This window comes from Janthinobacterium paucivorans (assembly GCF_051380805.1).
Lineage (GTDB): Bacteria > Pseudomonadota > Gammaproteobacteria > Burkholderiales > Burkholderiaceae_D > Janthinobacterium > Janthinobacterium lividum_D.
In genome coordinates, this window is the sequence record NZ_JBNYXR010000013.1 from 51,167 (window position 1) to 71,398 (window position 20,232).

Consider the following 20,232-nt stretch of genomic DNA (forward strand, 5'->3'; position numbering starts at 1 on the left):
ACCTGCTGGAAGCATGAGTTTGCCGGGCACGCAGTGTGTTCGTGGGCAAGCTGATGGGATGACATGACAGCGGCGCGGCGGCGACCAGCCCGGCTTGGCACTAATCTTATGCGACGCCCGCCCAAGCGCGGTGAGCCTGGCATACAGGCTCAGCCCTGACAGTGCAGGGACAGGTCCTGGCGAGACGGCTGGGCAGTCCTGGAAACAATGCTTGCTCCCTAGCACCTTGCGCCCCGGCTCCCAGTCGTCAAAGCAGCCGGGTCTACTTACTGTCTACCAGCGCTGGATATCGATCTGGCCCGTGAGGCTCGTCTCTACCGGGTAGCCATCGACCTGCAAGGGCACGCGCCGCTTGACGGACGCGTCGCGCAGATACACGATGATCGCGTCCTGACCAACGGCAGTGCGCCCCAGGCTGACGCCTTCCACGCCGTCGATGGCCATCAACGCCCGCTCATTGCGCTGCCTTGCCGCTTCCAGGCGCCCCTGGGGCGCTGCATGGACGTAGGGTCCCCCTGCAATCGCAGGGCCAGGAGATTCATCTGGCAAGTACGGCATGGCGGCGTCCTCAAAGACGGTATATGGCGATTGTGCAAATTTACTGTTTGACATGACACATCCTCCTGATGCATTCCATGATACACCCCAGCATCGGGCCATCCGGCGCAGCGATGCACGATGGCCCGATAAAAGCAAGGCTGGCCGCTACGCGCTACCCACGGCCAGGCAGCGACGCTATCTATCATCATCGTGCAAAAGGCAGCGTTATGCAAGGCGGCATGCCGCCGCCGCACCATCTCCTACCAGCTTGTTCAGGTGTACAGATTGACGTCGAGCGCCACCACCACCCGCCGCATCTGGTTGGCGAAGGTGATGTTGCCGCCGCCGGCGAATAACAGGCCGACGGGATTACGCTGCTGGTTCCAGGTCCAGATGGACGAGCCGGAATCGCCACCCGCACTGAACGCTCCGCTCACGCCCGTGATAGCAATCTGGTCCCGGAACAAGGCGATCCTGCCACCGCCGTAATTGACGTTGATGGTAGCGCCTAGCCCCGTAATGCGGCCCTGCGTCAATTGTGTGGTGCGCCCGGATTTGCCGACCAGCATGCCTAGCGAGGGTGCCACCAGCGCATTGCTGATGCGGAAGTAGGCTGGTACGCCGCCGCTCAGGTAGACCAGTTCGGGCCGCACCCTGTCTGGCCAGGCCCAGCCGGTGGCGCAATCGACAAAATTGACGCCGCCGCTGAAATTGATGGGCACGAAGCGCTCCAGCACGGCCACCTGATCTTGCGGGCAGCGGCCACCGTCGATGGGACCCGGCTGCACGATGCAGTCGTTGAACGCGGCGCCGTTGGAATTGGCCAGCACGTGATTATTGCTAAGAATCATCAAGCGGCTGTTGCGCGGCGCGCTGCGCCCGACGGCCAGACAGCCGATAGTGCCGGCCGTGATGCGGAAATGCCCGACCGAGACGCCGCCCGGCGCTGGGCGCAAGCGGAAACGATGCGGCTGCGCGTCGATCACGCCCGTGACGACGATGTTGACGGGCACCCTGTCGCTGGCCACGGCGCGCACACCCATGGCCCCCACGATGGCCGCCTTGGCGCGGTCGACGGAAGTGGGTTCGGCCACGTACAGAGTCAACGCTGGCAAGCCCGGTTCGCCAGACGAGCTGTCGCTGGCGCCCTCGCCCAGGCCGATGGATACACCCTGGATATTGCCGCCGTCGCTGAAGGCATCGGCGGCGCGCACGCCGCCTGCCTGGGCCAGGCTCTGATGCATGCCGTCTTCGATGCTGCGCTTGATTTCCAGCAATTCCATACTGACGCCGCTCAAGGCGTCGGGCAGGTCGGAGACGGACGCGCTCTCGACCATATTATCGTCTTCGCCGGGGGCGGAAAATTGGCCGACGGCCTCTTCGTCATCCGCGTTTTGCCCCCTGCCACTGCTGCCTGGTGGGGCACTGAAACCATTGTCATTGCCTATCATCATGTACTCCTCGTGGGTCGCTCTGAATATTCAGTGTGGGCGGGCTGCGGCAAGCCGTATTGATCTAGATTGAACTGTGCTGACGCATGACGGCACCGCGCCGCCTGTGGCAAGGAAGGAAAAAATAGTTCCGCTGTCAACGTTGAGCGAAATCAGGCATGCGGGCGTAGGCGGTGCCGTATGCTTGGAATCTAGAATTTAAAATTTCAAACTTTATACTTGACCCTGCTGATCGGAGTCCGAGTCAATGCAGGTATTGCGTAGCATGGGCCTTGGCTGCCAGTGCGGACATCGCGCAGGCACTTCCTATGCACCTCTTGCAAACCTCTTGCACCCGTTGCACACCTCCTGCGCATTACCTCAACCGCCACGCGCAAGTGATCAACAATTGATGCGCACCTCAGGCCAGGCCCGCCTGCGCCACATACCAGGCGATGGTGTGACGCAAGCCTTGCGCCAGGTCATGCGTGGGTACATAGCCCAGCAAACGGGTGGCCTTGGTGATGTCCGCCTGCGAATGGCGCACGTCACCAGCGCGAAATTGGCCATATTCGGGCGCCAGCGGCACATGTTGCGCTAGTGTAGCGAGCAACATCTGTTGCATGGTGGCGTGCAACTGCGTCAAACTGGTGCGGGCGTTGACGGCGACGTTATAGACCTGGTTGACGGCGTTCGGGTCCGTGCGCGTGGCAGCGAGGATATTCGCTTGCACCGCATTATGTACAAAGCAGAAATCGCGGCTGGTGGCGCCGTCGCCATGGATGTGTACAGCCTGCTTATCGAGCATGGCGGCAATCCAGCGGGGAATGACGGCGGCATAGGCACCCAGCGGGTCTTGTCGCGGACCGAAGACATTGAAGTAGCGCAGCCCGATCGTTTGCATGGCGTAGCAGCGCGCGTACACTTGCGCATACAGCTCATTGACATATTTACTCAAGGCATACGGCGACAGGGGCGCGCCGATATGCTGCTCCACTTTCGGCAGGGCCGGGTGGTCGCCATAGGTAGCGCTGGACGCGGCATATACGAAGCGCTGCACGCCCGCAGCATGCGCGGCGGCCAGCATGTTCAGGTGACCGTTGATGTTGACGCCATGGCACAGCAGCGGGTCTTCCAGCGAACGCGAGACAGAACCGAGCGCCGCCTGGTGCAACACATAGTCGACAGGGCCGCCAGTATCGGCACGACTGCTGCCGGCCAGGCTGCCGCCGGCAGCGTCGTGATCAGCATAAACCGCGTTGGCGCCTTGCGATCCGCAAGCGCGCGCGCAGGCCTGCGGATCGCGGATATCGCCTTCGATAAAAGTAAAACGTCGCCATGCCGCTACGCCCACGCTGGCACGCACTTGCTCCAGGTTATGCCGGTGGCCGGTCAGGAAATTGTCCAGGCCGCGCACTTCCTGGCTTAGTTGCAGCAAGGTTTCCAGCAGGTGCGAGCCGATGAAACCGGCCACGCCCGTCACCAGCCAGCGGCGCGGCGTCCTGGCCAGTTGCGCACAGGTTTGCGCGTAGGCACTAGCAGCCGGGTCTGCCATGGCGCCGGCTACGTCCTGCGCCGTCGCTGCTGTCACATCGCCAGCGTCGGTCAGCATCACAGCCGCCACACATGCAGGCCGCCGTCCTGTAGCGGACGCGGGTCAAAATGCGACTTGATGTCGATGAAGCAACCGTTTTCCAGCACCTTGCTCTGGAAATCGGCCAGCGGGCGCGCCAGCAGGGCCTGGTGCGAGACGGCGCTGATGATGGCTTCGGCGCGCGGCAGTTGCTCCCAGCTCTCCAGCAATAGATCGTATTCTTCCAGTGCCTCGCGGCGATCGGCGACGGGGTCGTGCACATGCACCTGCACACCGTACGATTGCAGTTCGTGAATCATGTCGACCACTTTAGAATTGCGCAGATCCGGGCAATCCTCCTTGAAAGTGAGGCCCAGCACGTTGATGTGCGAACCTTTCAATTTGAAACCGGCGCGCACCATTTCCTTGATGGTTTTTTCCGCCACGAACTTGGCCATGCCGTCGTTGATGCGGCGCCCGGCCAGGATCACGTGCGGGTGGTAGCCCAGCATTTCCGCCTTGTGCGTCAGATAGTAGGGGTCGACGCCGATGCAGTGGCCGCCCACCAGCCCGGGCCGGAATGGCAAAAAATTCCATTTCGTGCCCGCCGCCTGCAGCACTTCCTCGGTGTCGATGCCGATACGGTCAAAGATGATGGCCAGCTCGTTCATCAGCGCGATGTTCAGGTCGCGCTGCGTGTTTTCGATGACCTTGGCCGCTTCTGCCACGCGGATGCTCGACGCGCGGTGTACGCCGGCTGCGACCACGCCTTCGTACAGGGCAGCGACCTTGTCCAGGGTGGCAGCGTCGTCACCCGAAACCACCTTGCGGATGCTGTGCAGGGTATGCGCCTTGTCGCCAGGATTAATGCGCTCGGGCGAAAAGCCCACATGAAAATCTTCCTTCCAGCGCAGGCCAGAATGCCGCTCGAGGATGGGGATGCAGATTTCCTCGGTGGCGCCCGGATACACGGTGGACTCATAGATGACGATGGCGCCGCGCCGCATATGGCGCCCGACGGCAGCGCTGGCGCCGGCCAGGGCGGAGAAATCGGGATTGTGCGCGCTGTCGACGGGCGTGGGTACGGCCACGACGATGAAATCGGCCAGTTCAAGCTGGGCCGGATCGCAGCCCACGCTCAGCCACTGCGCCGCGCGCAACTGTTCCGTACTGACTTCGCCGGTGGGGTCGACATGGTTGCGATAATTCTCGACCTTGCGTGTCGACAAGTCAAAGCCGATGGTGCGCTGGCGCATGCCAAACGCCACGGCCAGCTGCAAGCCGACATAACCGAGCCCTACCACCGCCACCACGACCGCCTTGCTATCCACGCTGCTGTCCATGTGCATGTGCTCCAAATGGTTGCGGCCTGAGCATCGCCGTGCGGGAAATTCTACGGTCGCCGGCCCGGTCATTCTTGAGCGGGAACAAGAAATGCGGATTGACGATAAGCAGGCGCGTGCAGAATCGGCACCTAGTTGAGCGCAATCAAGGAGAGCGACGGCCATTTTTTTAAGCTAGGCCATGCCCATCGCTGATGCACGCCGCTACCGGAGACTTCCATGGTCCGTTCCCTGCCCCGCCCTTTTCCCGGCTTGCCGGCCGCCGCGCTGTGCTGCACCCTGCTGCTGCCCTTGCTGGCGGGGTGCCACGGCACGCAGAGCAGCGCTTCCCTGCTGGCCGACGCGCAGCAGTACCGCCAAAGGGGCGAGGCACGCGCCGCCATCATCCAGTTGAAGAACCTGTTGCAAAAGGAGCCGGACAGCGCGCCAGCGCGCTTACTGCTGGGCAGCATCTATATCGACACGGGCGAAGCGCTGTCTGCCGAGAAAGAATTGCGCAAGGCAAGGTCGCTGGGGCTAGGATCGCAGCAAGTCATGCCACTGCTGGGCAAGTCCTGGCTGATGCTGGGCCAGTTCGACAAAGTCCTGGCCGAGATCGCCGACGATGCGGCGCAGCCCGGCAACGTGCTGGCCCTACGCGCCGATGCCTTGCTGGCCCTGGGTCGCCAGGACGAGGCGCGCGCCGTGTTTGCGCGCCTGCTGGAAGCCCATCCCGGCCAGGTCGAGGCCTTGCTGGGCCTGGCGCGGATGGCGGCGCAGGAGCAGCAATTGTCGGCGACCGAGTTGCTGCTGGCGCAAGCGTTGAACAACGCGCCCGCCAACCTCGACGCCTTGCGCCTGCAGGGCGACCTGCTGCGTCTGCAAGGCAAAAACGGCGCAGCGCGCCTGGCCTACATGCACATTCTCAAGCTCAAGCCGGACAATACCCAGGCCCATATCGACCTGGCCAACCTAGATATCCTGGAAAACCGCTACCTGGAAGCGGCCGCCCAGCTGGCCACGGCGCGCAAAACGGCACCCAACAGCCTGGGCCTGCTGCAAGCTCAGGCAATGCTCGATTTCCGCCAAGGCAAGAACAAAGCAGCCCTGCAATCGTTGCAACTGGTGCTCAGGGCGGCGCCCGAGCACATGCCAGCCATCTTGCTCGCTGGCGCCGTGCAACTGAAGCTGGGCTCGCCGCAATTGGCGGAAACCTATTTGCAGCGCTTCCTGGCCGTCTATCCCACACATGTGTACGCGCTCAAGATGATGGCGTCGATCGAACTGATGCGCGGCAAAACGGACGCCGCCCTCGACCTGCTACAGCCGGCGCTATCGACCTTTCCCAACGACGTGGAATTGCTGTCGCTGGCGGGCGAGGCGCATTTGCGCGCGCGCCGCTATGACAAGGCTGCGGCGTTTTTTGAACAGGCCAATACCCTGGCGCCGGACACGGCCAGGCTGCATGCAGCGCTGGGCATGAGCCACTTGGGCATGGGCGAGAACAGCCGAGCCATCGACGAGCTGGAACGCGCCAGCGTGCTCGACAAGAACACGCCGCAGGTGGGCACCATACTGGTGCTGACCTTGCTGCGCCACCAGCAGAACGACAAAGCCTTGGCCACCGTCAAGATGCTGGAACAGCAGCAAGGCACGAATCCACTGTTGCTGAACCTGAAAGGCGGCGTCTACCTGGCCTTGCGCGACGTGCCTGCCGCGCGCGCCAGTTTCGAGCAGGCCCTGGGGATGGACCCTGTGTACTTACCGGCCCTGAACAACCTGGCGCAACTCGACCTGGCCGGAAAAAAACCACAACAAGCGCAACAGCGCTTCGAGCGGGCGCTGGCGAAAGCGCCAAAAAACGCCGACCTGTGCGCGGCGCTGGCCAAGCTGGCCGCCTCGCAGGGCAAGACGGACGAGGCGCGGCGTTGGCTGGAACGTGGCCATCGCGACAATCGCGACGCCGTTGCGCCGGCTTTGCTGCTGAGTAACTTTTACCTGCAGACGGGCGCGCCGGACAAGGCGCTGGAACTGGCGCGTACCCTGCAGGCTGGCCACCCGGGCGACGCCGATGCACTGGCCATGCGGGCGCAGGTCGAATACGGCGCCGGCCAGACGCAGGCGGCGCTCGATAGCTACAGCAAGCTGGCCAGCATACAGACGACGTCGGCACCGGTGCAGATGCGCATTTCCAGCCTGCACCTGGCGCTGGGTGAGCACCAGAATGCGCTGCAGGCGGTCAAGCGGGCGCAAGTGCTCGATCCTACGCTGCTCGAAGCGCGCGTGGTCGAAGTGGCGCTGCTGCTGGCCCTGAACCGCCAGCACGACGCGCTGGCCGTGGCGCGCCAAGTGCAGCATCAGCAGCCGAAGCTGGCGGCCGGCTACAAGCTCGAAGGCGATGTGCTGATGGCGCAGAAACTGCCGCAGGACGCCGTCAAGCTGTACCAACACGCCCTCCAGCTCAGCAATATCGGGCCTATGCAGGTACAGCTATACCGCGCCTTGCTGGCCGCCGGCCAGCTGCGCGAGGCCGATGCACGCATGGCGGCCTGGCTGCAAGACAAGCCCGATGACTTGGGACTGCGCAGCTACGTGGCCGGCGTCAAACTGGCGGCAAAGCAATACCGCTCGGCCATCGAACAGCTGCAGTACATCGTTGCCAAGGACGCGGCCAATGTGGCGGCACTGAACGACCTGGCGTGGGCATATCAACAGCAACAAGATCCGCGCGCGCTGGCAACGGCCGAACAGGCGCTCAAGCTGGTGCCGGACAATCCCATCGTGCTCGATACCCTGGGCTGGATCGTGCTGGAACAGGGCGATGTCAAGCAGGCGACTACCCTGCTGCGCAAGGCCGCCGGCCTGGCGCCAAAGTTAGCTGAAATACAATACCACCTGGGTGCGGCACTGGCCAAATCGGGCGACAAGCCGGGAGCGCGCAAGCAACTGGAACAACTGCTTGCCGCTCACAAGAATTTCCCGCAGCGGGCCGAGGCGCAGGCCTTGCTGACCCAGCTCTAGGCCATGCTGGCGCCCGCAGCCCTGCCCGCCCTGGCAGCACGACTGCTGGCCTTGCTGGCAGGCGCCGCCTGCATGCTGGCACTGCGCCACTATCCGCTGGGACATGGCTGGCCGGGCCTGCTGTTTGCTGCCCTGCTGCCCGCCTATTTTTTACTGCTGCGCTGGCGTCCGGCCTGCTGGCTGTTTTGCGTGCCCGCCTTGCTGCCCGTGCTGGACCTGGCACCGTGGACGGGCCGCTTCTTCCTCGAAGAAATTGACGTGCTGCTAATGCTGACGGTCGCTTGCGGCTATTGGCGCCTGGGCGGACCGGCCCAGAGCGCAGCGATGCAGCTAGCGCCTTGCGCCCGCGCCTGCCTGCTGCTGTGCACCCTGGCGTGGCTGGCAGCGCTGCTGCGCGGCGTCCTGCCGCTGCCGTCCCTGGACGTGTATGCCTGGGATAATTACCTGAGCCCTTACAACAGCTTGCGACTGGGCAAGGCCTGGGCCTGGAGCATGCTGCTGTTGCCGCTGTTACTGCGCGATGGCGACGCGTCCGCCCTGCGCCGCTACGCGCTGCCGGGCATGCTGGCCGGGCTGGCCATGGTGTCGCTGTTCGCGCTGTGGGAAAGGGCCGTGTTTCCCGGCTTGATGAACCTGTCCAGCGACTACCGCATCACGGCGCCGTTTTCCGCCATGCACACGGGCGGCGCCGCGCTGGATGGCTATCTGGCCCTGAGCCTGCCATTTGCGGGACTGTGGCTGGCGCGCGCGCGCAGCCGCTGGCAGGCGGCGCTGGCCTTGCTACTGCTGGCATTGGCCCTGCACGCGGCATGCGCCACCTTTTCACGCGGCCTGTATGCAGCCCTTGCAGCGGCCTTGGCAGCGCTCTTGCTGCTGGCCTCCTGGCAAACCTTGCGCGTAGCCTCCGGCGCGGCGCGGCAACAGGCTCGCTGGCTAGCCGTGCGTGGCATCATGCTAAGGCTGCTGTTAGCCGGCCTGGGCAGCGTCCTGCTTGTATACATGTTCAGCGTGGCCGGCTACCGGGGTTTGCTCGCCGCCGTGCTGCTGCTCGCGGCCAGTTTCGTGCTGGCAGCGCGGCCCTTGCCATGGCGCCTGGCGCCGGCCAGCGTGCTGTGCGCGCTATGCTTGCAGGGGCTGCTGGCCAGCTGGTGGCCGCTAGGGGAAGGCCAGCAGGCAAGCGGCTTGCTGAAAGGTCCGTATTTCCTCTTTTCGCTGGCCGCCGTGCTGCTGGCGGTCGTGCTGCTGCCCGGCCCTGTGGGGCCGTGCAGCAGCGATGCCAGCCAGCCAGCCAGGCTGAGCCTGGCGATGATGGCATGGACCATGCTGGCGTGCAATGTCGTCTGGATAGGCTGGCACTGGGCCGGCGCTCGCGCCTTGGCGCCAGCCGGGCTGGTCGTCCTGTTGGCCATGCTGATGCTGTGCAATGGACGCTTGCATCCACCACTGTGGCGGCTCGATCGCACCAGCCTGAGCATGGCGGGCGCGGGGGCCATCGTACTGCTGCTGGCCATTCCCATCTCGGCCAGCTATTACGCCACCGAACGTTTTGCCAACACCGCCTTCGACATGCAAGGCCGCTTGCGCCATTGGCGGCAAGTACTGGCCATGCAGCCGTCCGACTGGGAAGATCAGCTGTTTGGCATGGGCATGGGCAGCTTTCCTGCCACGTATTACTGGCATAATCCCGCGCGCGAAGTGCCGGCCAGCATCGCGTATGCGCCGCAAAACAGCGCGCCTGGTAACTATTATGTGCGTCTGGCCAGTCCCGGCTACAGCGCCGGCTATGGCGAATTGCTGCGCCTGTTGCAACGCCTGCCCGTGCAGCCTGCCACGCGCTACACCCTGGCGCTCGACGCGCGCCGAACCGGCGCCATGCCCTTGCTGCTGGTGCACCTGTGTCAGAGACAATTGCTGTATGCACAAAACTGCGCGCCTATCGCGCTGCGACTGCGCCTGCCACAGCCCAACGCTCGGGTCAACGCGTGGCAGCACTACGAAGTGCCATTCGACAGCGGCTCGCTGGGCGCCGGCGCCTGGCTGCTGCGCCCGCCCGTGCAGCTGGAACTGGCCGCCAGCGGCACGGCCACGTCGTCCGTGATCGACATCGACAATCTGAGCCTGCGCGCGCCCGGCGGTGAGGAATTGATCGCCAACGGCGACTTTGCGCAGGCCAACAATTACTGGTTTTTCAGCAGCGACCATCATCACTTGCCGTGGCATATCAAGAGCCTGGCGCTACACTTAGTGGTGGAAACGGGCTGGTGCGGCGCACTATCCATGCTGGTCCTGCTGGCCCTGGCCGGTCTGCGCCTGCTGCGCCAGGGCGTACGGGCGCAGACCGGCCAGGGCGCGCTGGCCTGCGTCGCCGCCCTGTTGGGCTTTCTCGTCGTCGGCCTGTTCGACAGCCTGCTCGACGTACCGCGCATCGCCGTGCTGTTCTATCTGATGCTGCTGTGTGCCTTGCTGCAGCCCCCGCCACCGCTTGCCGCTGAAAGTGAGCCGCCATGAAAGCCCTGCCATACACATTTTTCTTTGCCCTGCTATCGTGCCTCGTCCTGGCTTGGGTCTCCACGCCCTGCCGCGCCGACGACACCCTGGCGCAAGTCGTTACGCGCGTGAAACCGTCCATCGTCGGCGTGGCCAGCCTGGAAAAGACGCGCACGCCGCCCATGCGTTTCGTCGGCACAGGCTTCGTGGCAGGCGACGGCTTGAGCGTGCTTACTTGCGCCCATGTCATCGAGAACATGCTCGACGCCAATCCCGGCGAAGTCATCGGCATACTCACGGGCCAGGGTCAGACGGCGCAATTTCGCCACGCCAAGGTACAGGCGCTGGACGCGGAGCACGACCTGGCCTTGCTGCGCTTCACGGGCGCGCCACTGCCCGCCCTGACATTGGGCGACGCGGCCACCGTGCGCGAAGGCCAAGCCATGGCCTTTACCGGCTTTCCGCTGGCTACCTTACTGGGCTTATATCACGTGACGCACCGCGCCATCATATCGTCGCTGACGCCGGTGGTCATACCGAGCGAAAATGCACAGCGCCTGGACCTGCGGCGCCTGGCGCAACTGAAAAAAGCACCGTACATCGTGTTCCAACTGGACGCAACGGCATATCCGGGCAGCAGCGGCAGCCCCCTGTACGACCCCGAGACCGGCATCGTCTACGGCATCGTCAATATGGTCTATCTCAAAGGTTTGAAAGAGGCCGCCATCAGCGCGCCGAGCGGCATCAGCTATGCGATTCCGGGCAGCCATATGCAATCGATCTTGCTGAAAGAAAAATGACCCTCAGGTGCGTCCCTGTCGCAGCCGCTCGGTCATGCCAGGCTCATCCCATGTCGGAAAGAAATAGGGGTAAAACGAGCGTTCCCCTCCGTGCTGCTCCATCATGCCGCCGTATTTGTCGATCTGGGCTCGCATATAGTCGAGGTTCAGGCGCAGCAGCACGGCCGGCGCGCCCACGCGCGTGCACTCTCGTTCGCCGCCAAAATCGTTGAAACCGAGCATGCGCTTGTAAAACACCACATGGCGCGGATTGACTTCGATCACATAATCGGTAAAACCGTGAATATTATGGGCGTAGATATAAGAAATATGGATCAGCGCCGCAAACACACGCTTGCTCACGCCCTTGTCGATGGCCAGGCGCGACGGTTCGCACAGGCGCCGGCCTTCCTCACGCAGCACGTCTAGCTTGTCGCGGAAGTTTTCATCGGCGGGCAAGCCCGTCTCGTCATTGTCCAGGCACAAAGTCATGGTACCGACGGTGGCGCCTGCCGTTTCTGCAAACAGGGTGATTTTATTGAGCACATGCGCGGTGCCGGGATTGACGGCATAGCCGCGCCAGCCATACATCTTGCGGATCAGCAAACTGGCCGCCTCGCGCCGACCACGCGAATTGGCCATGCGAATATGAAAGCGCTGCAGGTCGAGCTCGTGCTCCATGGCCGGGTCGATCTTGCCTTCGCCCACCACCAGGTCACTGAAAGTACCTGGCGTGTCGAAGGAAATAATGGGTTCATCTTCAAAGCTCATCTTGTCCTCACGTTCATCGGCAACCATCGGGATGGATTGGGGGCCTATGCCTTGTGACAAGATAAAAACTTAAAAAGTTCCCAGCATCAGTTAAAAAAGCAAAAGAATTGACCTTTAGGCGTCATTAGGGCGCGCTGAAATTTGCCGAAAAGCACGAATATCATGACTGTTTTAGCGTTGTTGAGCTCACGCTTAAAAAAAACTCTCCGGTATCAACAGCACGTCGCCCGGGCGCATCATGACGTTGGCGGAAATATCCCCATCCTTGAGCAGGTCGTCCAGACGCACACCGAGCTGCTGCTGTCTGCCATCGCGCATGCGGATGATGCTGGCCTTGTTGCCGGCGGCAAAGTCGGTGATGCCGCCGACGGCGATGAGCACGTCCATGAGCGACATGCCCAGGCGGTAAGGCAGCGCCTGCGGCTTGGCTGCCTCGCCGATGACCCGGATCTGTTCGCCGTACGGGCCCGAAAAATTGGTGACGATGACCGTCACCACCGGTTGCTGGATGAACTTGCTCAACGCTTGTTCAATGTCGCGCGCCAGTTGGGTCGAAGTCCTGCCGCTGGCAGGCAAATCCTCCACCAGCGGGGTGGTGATCTTGCCGTCCGGCCGCACGGCCACCGTCAGCGACACTTCCGGATTGCGCCAGACAATGATGTTGACGGTGTCGCCCGGGCCGATCAGGTAGTCGTGCATGGGGGCGCTGTCGTCGGCCGGTGCCAGTGCATAGCGTGTGCGGCAGCCCCCCAGCATGCCGGCGGCGCCCGCCAAGACCAGCGTGTGGCATACAAATGCACGGCGTAAGCGATTCATGCGGGGCCTCCTCGATTCGATGGCGCGTCCATGTCCGGCCCCGCAGAACCAGTCTGGGCCGCGAACTTCCTATGATTATTAAAACCCGGCAAGCGAACCTTGAGGCGTATCAAGAAGCAATCATCTGAGGAAATCTTGCTGCGTGGGGGTCCTATACTTTGCTTACTCAACGGGCAAGCATTTCTTGCAAGACGCCATTGTTCGTGCCGCTCGGACATCGAGCGTGCAGCACCGTCACCGGAAGGAAGCGACATGGAGGAATTGATACAGCAGCTGCTTTCCAGCCTGAAAGGCATCTGGAAATACCGCTGGCATGCCGTGCTGGTGGCGTGGCTGGTGGCCATCGGCGGCTTCATCAAGATCATCAGCCTGCCCGACGACTTCCAAACGTCGGCGCGCGTGTTTGTCGATACGCAAACCATCCTCAAGCCGCTGCTGGCGGGCATGACCAGCGTGCCGAACACGGAACAGCAGGTGGCCATCATGAGCCGCACCCTGCTCAGCCGCCCGAACGTGGAGCGCGTGATGCGCATGGTCGACCTCGACCTGGGGACGAAGACCGTGCGCGAACACGAATCCCGGCTCGACGAACTGATGAGCCGCATCAAGATCAGCGGCACCAATGCCTACGATATCTACACCATCAGCTATAGCGGACGCGACCCGAAGCTGGTGCGCGACGTGGTGCAAAGCCTGCTGACCATCTTTGTCGAAGGCAGTTTCCAGGGCAAAAAGGGCGATTCGCAGAAAGCCGTGCAATTTATCGACGAGCAAATCAAGAATTACGAGGACAAGCTCAGCGCGGCTGAAAACCTGGTGAAGGAATTCAAGATCCGCAACCAGTTGCTGCTGCCGCGCCAGGGCATCGACTATGGCAGCCAGTTGCTGATGTCGTCCGATAGCCTGAACACTGCCAAGCTGGAGCTGCTCGAGGCAGAACAGGCGCGCAAGGCCATCCTCAGCCAGATCGAGGGCGACGAGCCGGTGCTCGACCTTGAGCCGAACGCGTCGGCTATCACGCATCCGGAACTCGACGAGCGCATCGCCTCACTCAACAAGAACCTCGACAGCTTGCGCATGCAATTTACGGAATTGCATCCCGACATTATCGCCTCGAAGCGCCTCATTGCCCAACTGGAAGAGCGCAAGATCGAGGAAAGCAAGCTGAAAACGGCGTCCGGCGACCCGGGCAAGAACTACAGCCCCATGCTGCAGCAACTGAAGGTGGCGCTGACGGAGGCGGACGCCAAGGTGGCCGCCATCCGCGCCCGCGTGCAGGAATACAACACGCGCAATGAGCGTCTGCTGGCAAAAAGCAACGCCGTGCCCGAGGTGGAATCGCAGCTGGCGCAGCTAAACCGCGACTACATCATCAACAAGGAAAACTACGAAAAGCTGATTGGCCGGCGCGAAGCGGCGAAACTCTCGGGCGAACTCAGTTCCAACACCGAGATGATGGCCTTCAAGATCATCGACCCGCCCACGGTGCAATATGCGCCCGTCGGCCCGAACCGTCCGCTGCTGTTCAGTGCGGCGCTGGGCGCAGCCCTGGTGACCGGCATCGCCACGGCCCTCTTGATCAGCCAGGTACGCCCCACCTTTCTCAGTCCCGCCGAACTGCGCGATGCCACGGGCTTGAACGTGCTGGGCACGGTATCGATGAACTGGACGCCGTTGCAGCAAGTGCGCCGCCGCCGCGCGCGCTATGCCTTTAGCGCCTGCCTGGGCAGCCTGTTGCTGCTGTACGGCGGCGTCATGACGGCCGCGCTGCTCAAATTCTAGACCACGCCACGGGAGCGACGATGACCAGCAAGGAGCGCAGCAGCAAGGATGGCGGCAGGCAGGCACCCAGCATCCTGGGCGTGGCCGAAGTCCCCGTGCCGTATATGGCGAACAGTGCCGATGGCGTGGAGGGCGCGGCCAGCGTGGAGGGCAAGGCTAACACAGACAGCACAGACAGCACAGATAGCGCTGATTGTGCAGACATCGCGGCAGCGGCCGGCAATCCGCAGTACCGCAGCCTGAATCTGACCCGACTGGCGGAGCAAGGCATGCTTACGCAGGAAGGCGGACGCAGTTCGGTGGCCGAAGATTTCCGTATCATCAAGCGCCCGCTGCTGCGCCAGGCGCGCGCCAGCGGCGCCGAGGCCATCCGCCACGGCAACTTGATCGTCGTCACGAGCGCCATGCCCGGCGAAGGCAAGACGTATTGCGCCATTAACCTGGCCATGAGTATCGCCATGGAAATGGATATCACGGTGCTGCTGGTCGATGCCGACGTGGCGCGCCCGTCGGTGCTGAAAGTGCTGGGTCTGCCGCCCGAACCGGGGCTGATGGACGTACTGCTCGACCCGCAACTGGCGATGGCAGACGTGATCCTGAAAAGCAATGTCGCCAACCTCAGCATCCTGCCCGCCGGGCGCAGCAACAAGCACGCGACAGAATTGCTGGCCAGCCGGGCCATGAGCCGGCTGCTGGCCGAGATCGCCAGCCGCTACGCCGATCGCGTCGTCGTCTTCGACTCGCCGCCCTTGCTGATCACCAGCGAAGCGCACGCGCTGGTGGGGCAGATGGGCCAAGTGGTGATGGTCGTCGAGGCGGAAACGACGACCCAGCACGCCGTCAAGGAAGCGCTGCGCCAGATCGATTCGTGCGAACACATACATTTAATCTATAACAAAACCAAATCGTTCCCCGGCAACAACTACTACGGCTATGGCCATTACGACTAGCCGCTGGCTGCCCTTGCTATCGTTGCTGCTGTCCGTGCCGGCCTTAGCGGTCGACTGGCTGGTGAAACCCTCGCAGCGCCTGCGTGTAAGCTACACCGACAATGCGCTGCGCGCGCCGCCAGGCCAGGCGCAAGCTGATTTCATCACGGAAATCGCGCCCGCCATCGCCCTCATCGGCACGGGCCCGCGCCTGCGCGTCGATCTCGATTACAGCTGGCATAAGTTGCTCTCGGGGCAACGCGGCAATAGCGACAATCACGCGCTGCATGCCGCGGCCGATGCCGAGCTGGCCAAGGACTGGTTCTTCATCGATGCCAACGCCAGCGTCAGCCGGCAGAACCTCTCGCCATTCGGCCCGCAACTGATAAACGCGCTGCCCGACACAAACAATACCGGCACCGTGCGCACCACCGGCATCAGCCCCTATTTGCGGCACCGCTTCCGCGGCCTGGCCACGGCCGAACTGCGCTACACGCGCAATACATTCAACAGTGGCGGCGAATTGCAGTCCGTACACAGTGACGAGCTGCAATTGCAGCTCAGCGGCGAGCCGCACAGCATGGGCTGGGGCTGGAACGCCAGCCACAACGTGCGCCGCACGCAGGACAGCAAGCTGGCGCCGGTGCGCATGCAGCGCAGCAGCCTGGGTTTGCGTTACACGTTGAGCAGAAAATGGGCGACCACGGCCAGCGGCGGCATGGAAAAGGAAGGCTATATCGCGCGCAGCGGCAAGGCACCGGAAGGCCGTTTCTGGTCGTTGGGCGGCGTGTGGACGCCTTCACCGCGCACCAGCCTTGCCTTCAGCACGGGCAAGCGCTTTTTTGGCAACACCTACAGCGTCGATGCCACATTCCTGCAGCGCCATACCAACTGGCAACTCAATTACAGCGAAGATATCACCACCATGCCGATGCAGTTCGCGCGCCTGGGCGAGCGCGACGCGGGCCAGTTGCTCGATCAATTATGGCGCGGCATGTTTCCGAATGCACGCGAGAGGCGCTTGCGCATCATTGCCTTCCTGCGCTACGCCAACAGCCTGGGACCGGAACAGGGCGCCATCCATTATTTCAGCCACAGTTACTTCCTGCAAAAGCAGTTGAAACTGACGATGGCGCGCGCCACGCCCAAAAGCACGATGATCTTTGGTGTCACAGTCGTCGAGCGCACGGCGCAAACGGCCAGCGGCATCGACAGTGTCTTGCTGCCAGGCCTGGAGTTCGGCAGCGAAGAGCGCACGCGCCAGATTGGCAGCAACGTCGGCTGGAGCTGGCAAGCCAGTACGCGCAGCAACGTTAATATCAATGCCGGCTACGCCAGCGTGCGTTCGCTGAGCGTGCCACGGCGTGACAACAACATCAGTGTGACGGCCGGCTATACGCGCCTGCTGCAGCCAAACATGACGGCCAGCATCGACGTGCGGCACACGCGGCACGCCAGCAACCGGGGCGACGGCTATCACGAAAACGGCGTCAGCGCGACGCTCACCATGCAATTCTAAGGAGGCCGCAGCATGTCCAGCATGTCCAGCAGGTCCAGCAGGTCCGATCGTTCGCCACCGTCCAGCGCGCGCCTGCACCTGCTGTGCGTGGTAGCGGCGCGCCCCAACCTGATGAAAATGGCGCCCATCCTGGCCGCCCTGGCACGCCAGGCGCCTGCCGTGCGCATAACTTTATTGCACACCGGGCAACATTACGATGCCGCCATGAACGACCAGCTGTTTGCCGACCTGGGCCTGCGCGCGCCCGACATCGCCCTCGACGTCGGCTCGGCCAATCACGCGCAGCAGACGGCCGAGATCATGCGCCGCTTCGATGCCGTGCTCGACGCCGCACCGCCGCTGGCACCGGACGCCGTGCTGGTGGTGGGCGACGTCAATTCCACCCTGGCCTGCGCGCTGGTGGCGGCCAAGCGGGCCATCCCCGTGATCCACGTCGAGGCGGGCTTGCGCAGCGGCGACCGGCGCATGCCCGAGGAAATCAACCGCGTGCTGACGGATCAACTGTCCAGCCTGCTGCTGACGAGCGAAGAAGGCGCGCGCGCCAACCTGCTGCGCGAAGGCATCGCCGCCGAGCGCATCCACTTTACCGGCAACGTCATGATCGACAGCCTGCGACAGCAGTTGCCGCGCGCCGTGCCACCTGCCACCACGCTGCGCGCGCACGGCTATGCCTGTCCACCCGCGTATGGCCTGCTGACGCTGCACCGGCCGTCGAATGTGGACGACGTGGCGCAGCTGCAAGCGCTGCTGCAGGCGCTGGGACAATTGGCGCAGCAGTTGCCGCTACTGTTTCCCATCCACCCGCGCACCCTGGCCGGCTTGCGCCTGGCAGGCCTGGAACCCGTGCTGGCGCGCCATGCCATCGTCTGCCTGCCGCCGCTGGGCTACCTGGAATTGCTGGGCCTGATGCAAGGCGCGCGCCTGGTACTGACCGATTCGGGCGGCATCCAGGAAGAAAGCACGGCCCTGGGCGTGCCTTGTCTGACGCTGCGCGCCAATACGGAACGGCCCGTCACCGTCAGCGCTGGCACGAATACACTGGCTGGCACTGACCCGACCGCCATCCTGGCGCTGGCACGCGCCATTCTGGAGACAGGCGGCAAGCGTGGCTGCATTCCACCGCTGTGGGATGGCCATGCAGCCACGCGCATCGCCGCCGTCATCGCGCCCTGGCTGGCAGCGCGCCGGAGTCTGCCATGACGCCGCCAGCAATATTACGCAACGCCCTGACCATCGACGTGGAAGACTATTTCCAGGTATCGGCCTTTGCGCCACACATTGCGCGCGCCGACTGGCCCCGCCTCGAATGCCGGATCGAGGCCAATATCGAGCGCATTTTGCTGCTGCTCGAGAGCCGCCGCATCCACGCCACTTTTTTTACCCTGGGCTGGATCGCCGAACGCTATCCGGCCATGCTGCGCCGTGTGGCCGAGGCCGGGCACGAAGTGGCCAGCCATGGCTATGCCCACCTGCGCGCCAGCGAGCAGTCAGCCTCACAGTTCGCCGACGATGTCTGCCATAGCAAGACCATCCTGGAACAATTGACGGGGCTGGCCGTGCGCGGTTACCGGGCGCCCAGCTTTTCCATCGGTGCGACCAATCTGTGGGCCTTCGACGTATTGCAGGAAGCAGGCTACCGCTACAGTTCCAGCATCTACCCTATCCGCCACGACCATTACGGCATGCCGGACTCTCCGCGCTATGCATGGCGCCCGCGCGGGCCGCACGGCGTGCTGGAACTGCCCGTCAGCACCGTGCGCCTGCGCGGGCGCAACTTGCCGGCCGGCGGCGGCGGCTATTTTCGCCTGCTGCCGTATGCACTGTCGCGCTGGCTTTTGCGACGCATCAATTCGTGCGACGGGCAAGCTGGCATATTCTATTTTCATCCCTGGGAACTCGATCCAGGCCAGCCGCGCCCGCCGGGCCTGAGCATGAAGACGCGCTTTCGCCACTACCTGAACCTGGGGCGCATGGAAGCGCGGCTGACGCGCCTGACGGCCGACTTCGCTTGGGACCGTATGGACCGTATTTTTCTCGAAAGCACATGATGCACGAGGCCAGCCTTCCGCCCGATCCCGCGCGCCCCAGCGCCGCCTTCTGCGCCCAGCCCGAGCTTGCGCAGGCCGCTGCCATCGTGGTGCGCTCGCTGCAGGCGCACGAGCATGAGCGCTGGGATACCTTTGTCGAAGCTTGTCCCGAGGCCACCTTCTTTCACCGCGCCGGCTGGCAAACCATCGTGCAGCAAGGTTTCAAGCATGACTGCCATTTCCTGTACGCGCAACAGGACGGGCGCATCGTCGGCGTGCTGCCGCTGGCCCACATGCGCAGCCGTTTGTTCGGCTCGTCCCTCGTCTCGCTGCCATTCTGCGTGTACGGCGGCATCGCCGGCGCCAACCCGGCCGCGCGGCTGGCCCTCGACGCCGCCGCGCAGGCGCTGGCGCGGCATCTTGGTGTGGGGCACCTGGAATACCGCTGGCGCGAGCTACAAGACGATGTGCAGGGCAATGCGCAAGACAAGACGCAAAACAAGACGCAAGACAAGGTACAGGACGATGCGCAGGACGGTGCGCAAAAAAATACGCGGGAGAGCGCCGCTGCAGGCTGGCTGCACAAGCCCCTGTACGCGACCTTCCGCCGTCCCTTGCAGCCGGATGCCGAACAGAATCTGCTATTGATTCCCCGCAAGCAGCGCGCCGTCGTGCGCAAGGCCATGGCGGCCGGCCTGCACAGCACCGTCGAAGATGACCTCGCGCATTTCTACCCAATTTACGCAGCCAGCGTACACCGGCTGGGCACGCCCGTCTTCGCGCGCCGCCATTTTGCGCTGCTGCGCACGGTCTTCGGTAGCGCTTGCGAGATCCTCACCGTCTATCACGGCCGGCAGGCGCAAGCGAGCGTGCTGCTATTTTATTTCCGCGATGAAGTGCTGCCGTATTACGGCGGCGGCACGCCACTGGCGCGCAGCACGGGGGCCAACGACTTCATGTACTGGGAAGCGATGCGCCGTGCCTGCGCGCGCGGTTACCGCCTGTTCGATTTCGGCCGCAGCAAGCTGGGCACGGGGGCCTTCGACTTCAAGAAAAACTGGGGTTTTACCGCGCAAGCGCTGCCGTATGCCTATCGGCTCGTGCGCGCCAAGGCCTTGCCGGAAGTCAACCCACTGAACCCCAAATACGCGCTCTTCATCCGCCTCTGGCGGCGCCTGCCGCTGCCGCTGGCCAACCTGCTGGGGCCGCATATCGTGCGCCAGCTGGGCTAAGCAA

At 63.4% G+C, this 20,232-nt stretch carries 15 protein-coding genes; 9 read left to right on the forward strand and 6 right to left on the reverse strand.

Features of this window, described 5'->3' with window-relative positions; all coding sequences use genetic code 11:
• Positions 1 to 273: 273 nt before the first annotated feature.
• The 4 genes from ACQ4V8_RS15950 to ACQ4V8_RS15965 form a co-directional block, all read right to left on the reverse strand.
• A complete protein-coding gene (locus ACQ4V8_RS15950) occupies positions 274 to 612 on the reverse strand; it encodes a hypothetical protein (RefSeq protein WP_196855757.1) in 339 nt (112 codons plus the stop codon).
• A gap of 200 nt (positions 613 to 812) precedes the next feature.
• Complete coding sequence (locus ACQ4V8_RS15955; RefSeq protein WP_128089305.1) at positions 813 to 1,994, reverse strand: chymotrypsin family serine protease; 1,182 nt, start codon at positions 1,992 to 1,994, stop codon at positions 813 to 815.
• 397 nt (positions 1,995 to 2,391) lie between these two features.
• A complete protein-coding gene (locus ACQ4V8_RS15960; RefSeq protein WP_436571809.1) occupies positions 2,392 to 3,582 on the reverse strand; it encodes an SDR family oxidoreductase in 1,191 nt (396 codons plus the stop codon).
• Positions 3,582 to 4,886: a nucleotide sugar dehydrogenase gene (locus tag ACQ4V8_RS15965; RefSeq protein ID WP_436571859.1), complete on the reverse strand. Its 1,305-nt coding sequence runs from the start codon at positions 4,884 to 4,886 to the stop codon at positions 3,582 to 3,584. The genes ACQ4V8_RS15960 and ACQ4V8_RS15965 overlap by 1 nt, the downstream gene beginning before the upstream one ends.
• Before the next feature lie 219 nt (positions 4,887 to 5,105).
• On the opposite strand from ACQ4V8_RS15965, the gene prsT reads away from it, so the two are divergent.
• From prsT to ACQ4V8_RS15980, 3 genes are read left to right on the forward strand one after another with little or no spacing between them, the layout of a single operon-like run.
• Positions 5,106 to 7,886, forward strand: a complete 2,781-nt coding sequence (gene prsT / locus ACQ4V8_RS15970; RefSeq protein ID WP_436571810.1) for an XrtA/PEP-CTERM system TPR-repeat protein PrsT — start codon at positions 5,106 to 5,108, stop codon at positions 7,884 to 7,886.
• A gap of 3 nt (positions 7,887 to 7,889) precedes the next feature.
• Positions 7,890 to 10,394 carry a hypothetical protein gene (locus tag ACQ4V8_RS15975; RefSeq protein ID WP_436571811.1) on the forward strand — a complete coding sequence of 835 codons (2,505 nt, stop codon included), beginning with the start codon at positions 7,890 to 7,892 and terminating at the stop codon, positions 10,392 to 10,394.
• Positions 10,391 to 11,173, forward strand: a complete 783-nt coding sequence (locus ACQ4V8_RS15980) for a S1 family peptidase (RefSeq protein WP_436571812.1) — start codon at positions 10,391 to 10,393, stop codon at positions 11,171 to 11,173. Before ACQ4V8_RS15975 ends, ACQ4V8_RS15980 begins: the two co-directional genes overlap by 4 nt.
• A 3-nt stretch (positions 11,174 to 11,176) precedes the next feature.
• On the opposite strand, the gene ACQ4V8_RS15985 is transcribed toward ACQ4V8_RS15980, so the two are convergent.
• Together ACQ4V8_RS15985 and ACQ4V8_RS15990 are read right to left on the reverse strand one after the other, a co-directional pair.
• Complete coding sequence (locus ACQ4V8_RS15985; RefSeq protein ID WP_043461907.1) at positions 11,177 to 11,923, reverse strand: N-acyl amino acid synthase FeeM domain-containing protein; 747 nt, start codon at positions 11,921 to 11,923, stop codon at positions 11,177 to 11,179.
• Positions 11,924 to 12,115: 192 nt separating this feature from the next.
• Positions 12,116 to 12,739, reverse strand: coding sequence for an XrtA/PEP-CTERM system exopolysaccharide export protein (locus ACQ4V8_RS15990; protein WP_010398170.1), 624 nt, complete (start codon positions 12,737 to 12,739; stop codon positions 12,116 to 12,118).
• 252 nt (positions 12,740 to 12,991) lie between these two features.
• Between ACQ4V8_RS15990 and ACQ4V8_RS15995 the strand changes: the two genes are divergently transcribed.
• Genes ACQ4V8_RS15995 through ACQ4V8_RS16020 form a run of 6 tightly spaced genes read left to right on the forward strand, consistent with a single transcriptional unit; the run spans position 12,992 to position 20,228 of the window.
• Positions 12,992 to 14,521 (forward strand): XrtA system polysaccharide chain length determinant, encoded by a 1,530-nt coding sequence (locus ACQ4V8_RS15995; RefSeq protein ID WP_010398168.1) that lies wholly within the window; start codon positions 12,992 to 12,994, stop codon positions 14,519 to 14,521.
• A 20-nt stretch (positions 14,522 to 14,541) separates the two neighbouring features.
• Positions 14,542 to 15,471, forward strand: coding sequence for an XrtA-associated tyrosine autokinase (locus ACQ4V8_RS16000; RefSeq protein WP_010398167.1), 930 nt, complete (start codon positions 14,542 to 14,544; stop codon positions 15,469 to 15,471).
• Positions 15,455 to 16,969 (forward strand): TIGR03016 family PEP-CTERM system-associated outer membrane protein, encoded by a 1,515-nt coding sequence (locus ACQ4V8_RS16005; protein WP_436571813.1) that lies wholly within the window; start codon positions 15,455 to 15,457, stop codon positions 16,967 to 16,969. The genes ACQ4V8_RS16000 and ACQ4V8_RS16005 overlap by 17 nt, the downstream gene beginning before the upstream one ends.
• A gap of 21 nt (positions 16,970 to 16,990) precedes the next feature.
• Positions 16,991 to 18,169 carry a non-hydrolyzing UDP-N-acetylglucosamine 2-epimerase gene (gene wecB / locus ACQ4V8_RS16010; RefSeq protein ID WP_436571860.1) on the forward strand — a complete coding sequence of 393 codons (1,179 nt, stop codon included), beginning with the start codon at positions 16,991 to 16,993 and terminating at the stop codon, positions 18,167 to 18,169.
• The gene (locus tag ACQ4V8_RS16015) at positions 18,166 to 19,017 is read left to right on the forward strand and encodes an XrtA system polysaccharide deacetylase (RefSeq protein WP_436571814.1); all 852 of its coding nucleotides are present in this window, start codon (positions 18,166 to 18,168) and stop codon (positions 19,015 to 19,017) included. The genes wecB and ACQ4V8_RS16015 overlap by 4 nt, the downstream gene beginning before the upstream one ends.
• On the forward strand, positions 19,017 to 20,228 hold the full coding sequence (locus ACQ4V8_RS16020) for a FemAB family XrtA/PEP-CTERM system-associated protein (RefSeq protein ID WP_436571861.1): 1,212 nt from the start codon (positions 19,017 to 19,019) through the stop codon (positions 20,226 to 20,228). Before ACQ4V8_RS16015 ends, ACQ4V8_RS16020 begins: the two co-directional genes overlap by 1 nt.
• Positions 20,229 to 20,232: the final 4 nt, after the last annotated feature.

Coding starts and splice junctions, on each gene's coding strand:
- ACQ4V8_RS15950 (WP_196855757.1), bottom strand. CDS start 612: ATGTCAAACAGTAAATTTGCACAATCGCCATATACCGTCTTTGAGGAC.
- ACQ4V8_RS15955 (WP_128089305.1), bottom strand. CDS start 1,994: ATGATGATAGGCAATGACAATGGTTTCAGTGCCCCACCAGGCAGCAGT.
- ACQ4V8_RS15960 (WP_436571809.1), bottom strand. CDS start 3,582: ATGCTGACCGACGCTGGCGATGTGACAGCAGCGACGGCGCAGGACGTA.
- ACQ4V8_RS15965 (WP_436571859.1), bottom strand. CDS start 4,886: ATGGACAGCAGCGTGGATAGCAAGGCGGTCGTGGTGGCGGTGGTAGGG.
- prsT (WP_436571810.1), top strand. CDS start 5,106: ATGGTCCGTTCCCTGCCCCGCCCTTTTCCCGGCTTGCCGGCCGCCGCG.
- ACQ4V8_RS15975 (WP_436571811.1), top strand. CDS start 7,890: ATGCTGGCGCCCGCAGCCCTGCCCGCCCTGGCAGCACGACTGCTGGCC.
- ACQ4V8_RS15980 (WP_436571812.1), top strand. CDS start 10,391: ATGAAAGCCCTGCCATACACATTTTTCTTTGCCCTGCTATCGTGCCTC.
- ACQ4V8_RS15985 (WP_043461907.1), bottom strand. CDS start 11,923: ATGAGCTTTGAAGATGAACCCATTATTTCCTTCGACACGCCAGGTACT.
- ACQ4V8_RS15990 (WP_010398170.1), bottom strand. CDS start 12,739: ATGAATCGCTTACGCCGTGCATTTGTATGCCACACGCTGGTCTTGGCG.
- ACQ4V8_RS15995 (WP_010398168.1), top strand. CDS start 12,992: ATGGAGGAATTGATACAGCAGCTGCTTTCCAGCCTGAAAGGCATCTGG.
- ACQ4V8_RS16000 (WP_010398167.1), top strand. CDS start 14,542: ATGACCAGCAAGGAGCGCAGCAGCAAGGATGGCGGCAGGCAGGCACCC.
- ACQ4V8_RS16005 (WP_436571813.1), top strand. CDS start 15,455: ATGGCCATTACGACTAGCCGCTGGCTGCCCTTGCTATCGTTGCTGCTG.
- wecB (WP_436571860.1), top strand. CDS start 16,991: ATGTCCAGCAGGTCCAGCAGGTCCGATCGTTCGCCACCGTCCAGCGCG.
- ACQ4V8_RS16015 (WP_436571814.1), top strand. CDS start 18,166: ATGACGCCGCCAGCAATATTACGCAACGCCCTGACCATCGACGTGGAA.
- ACQ4V8_RS16020 (WP_436571861.1), top strand. CDS start 19,017: ATGCACGAGGCCAGCCTTCCGCCCGATCCCGCGCGCCCCAGCGCCGCC.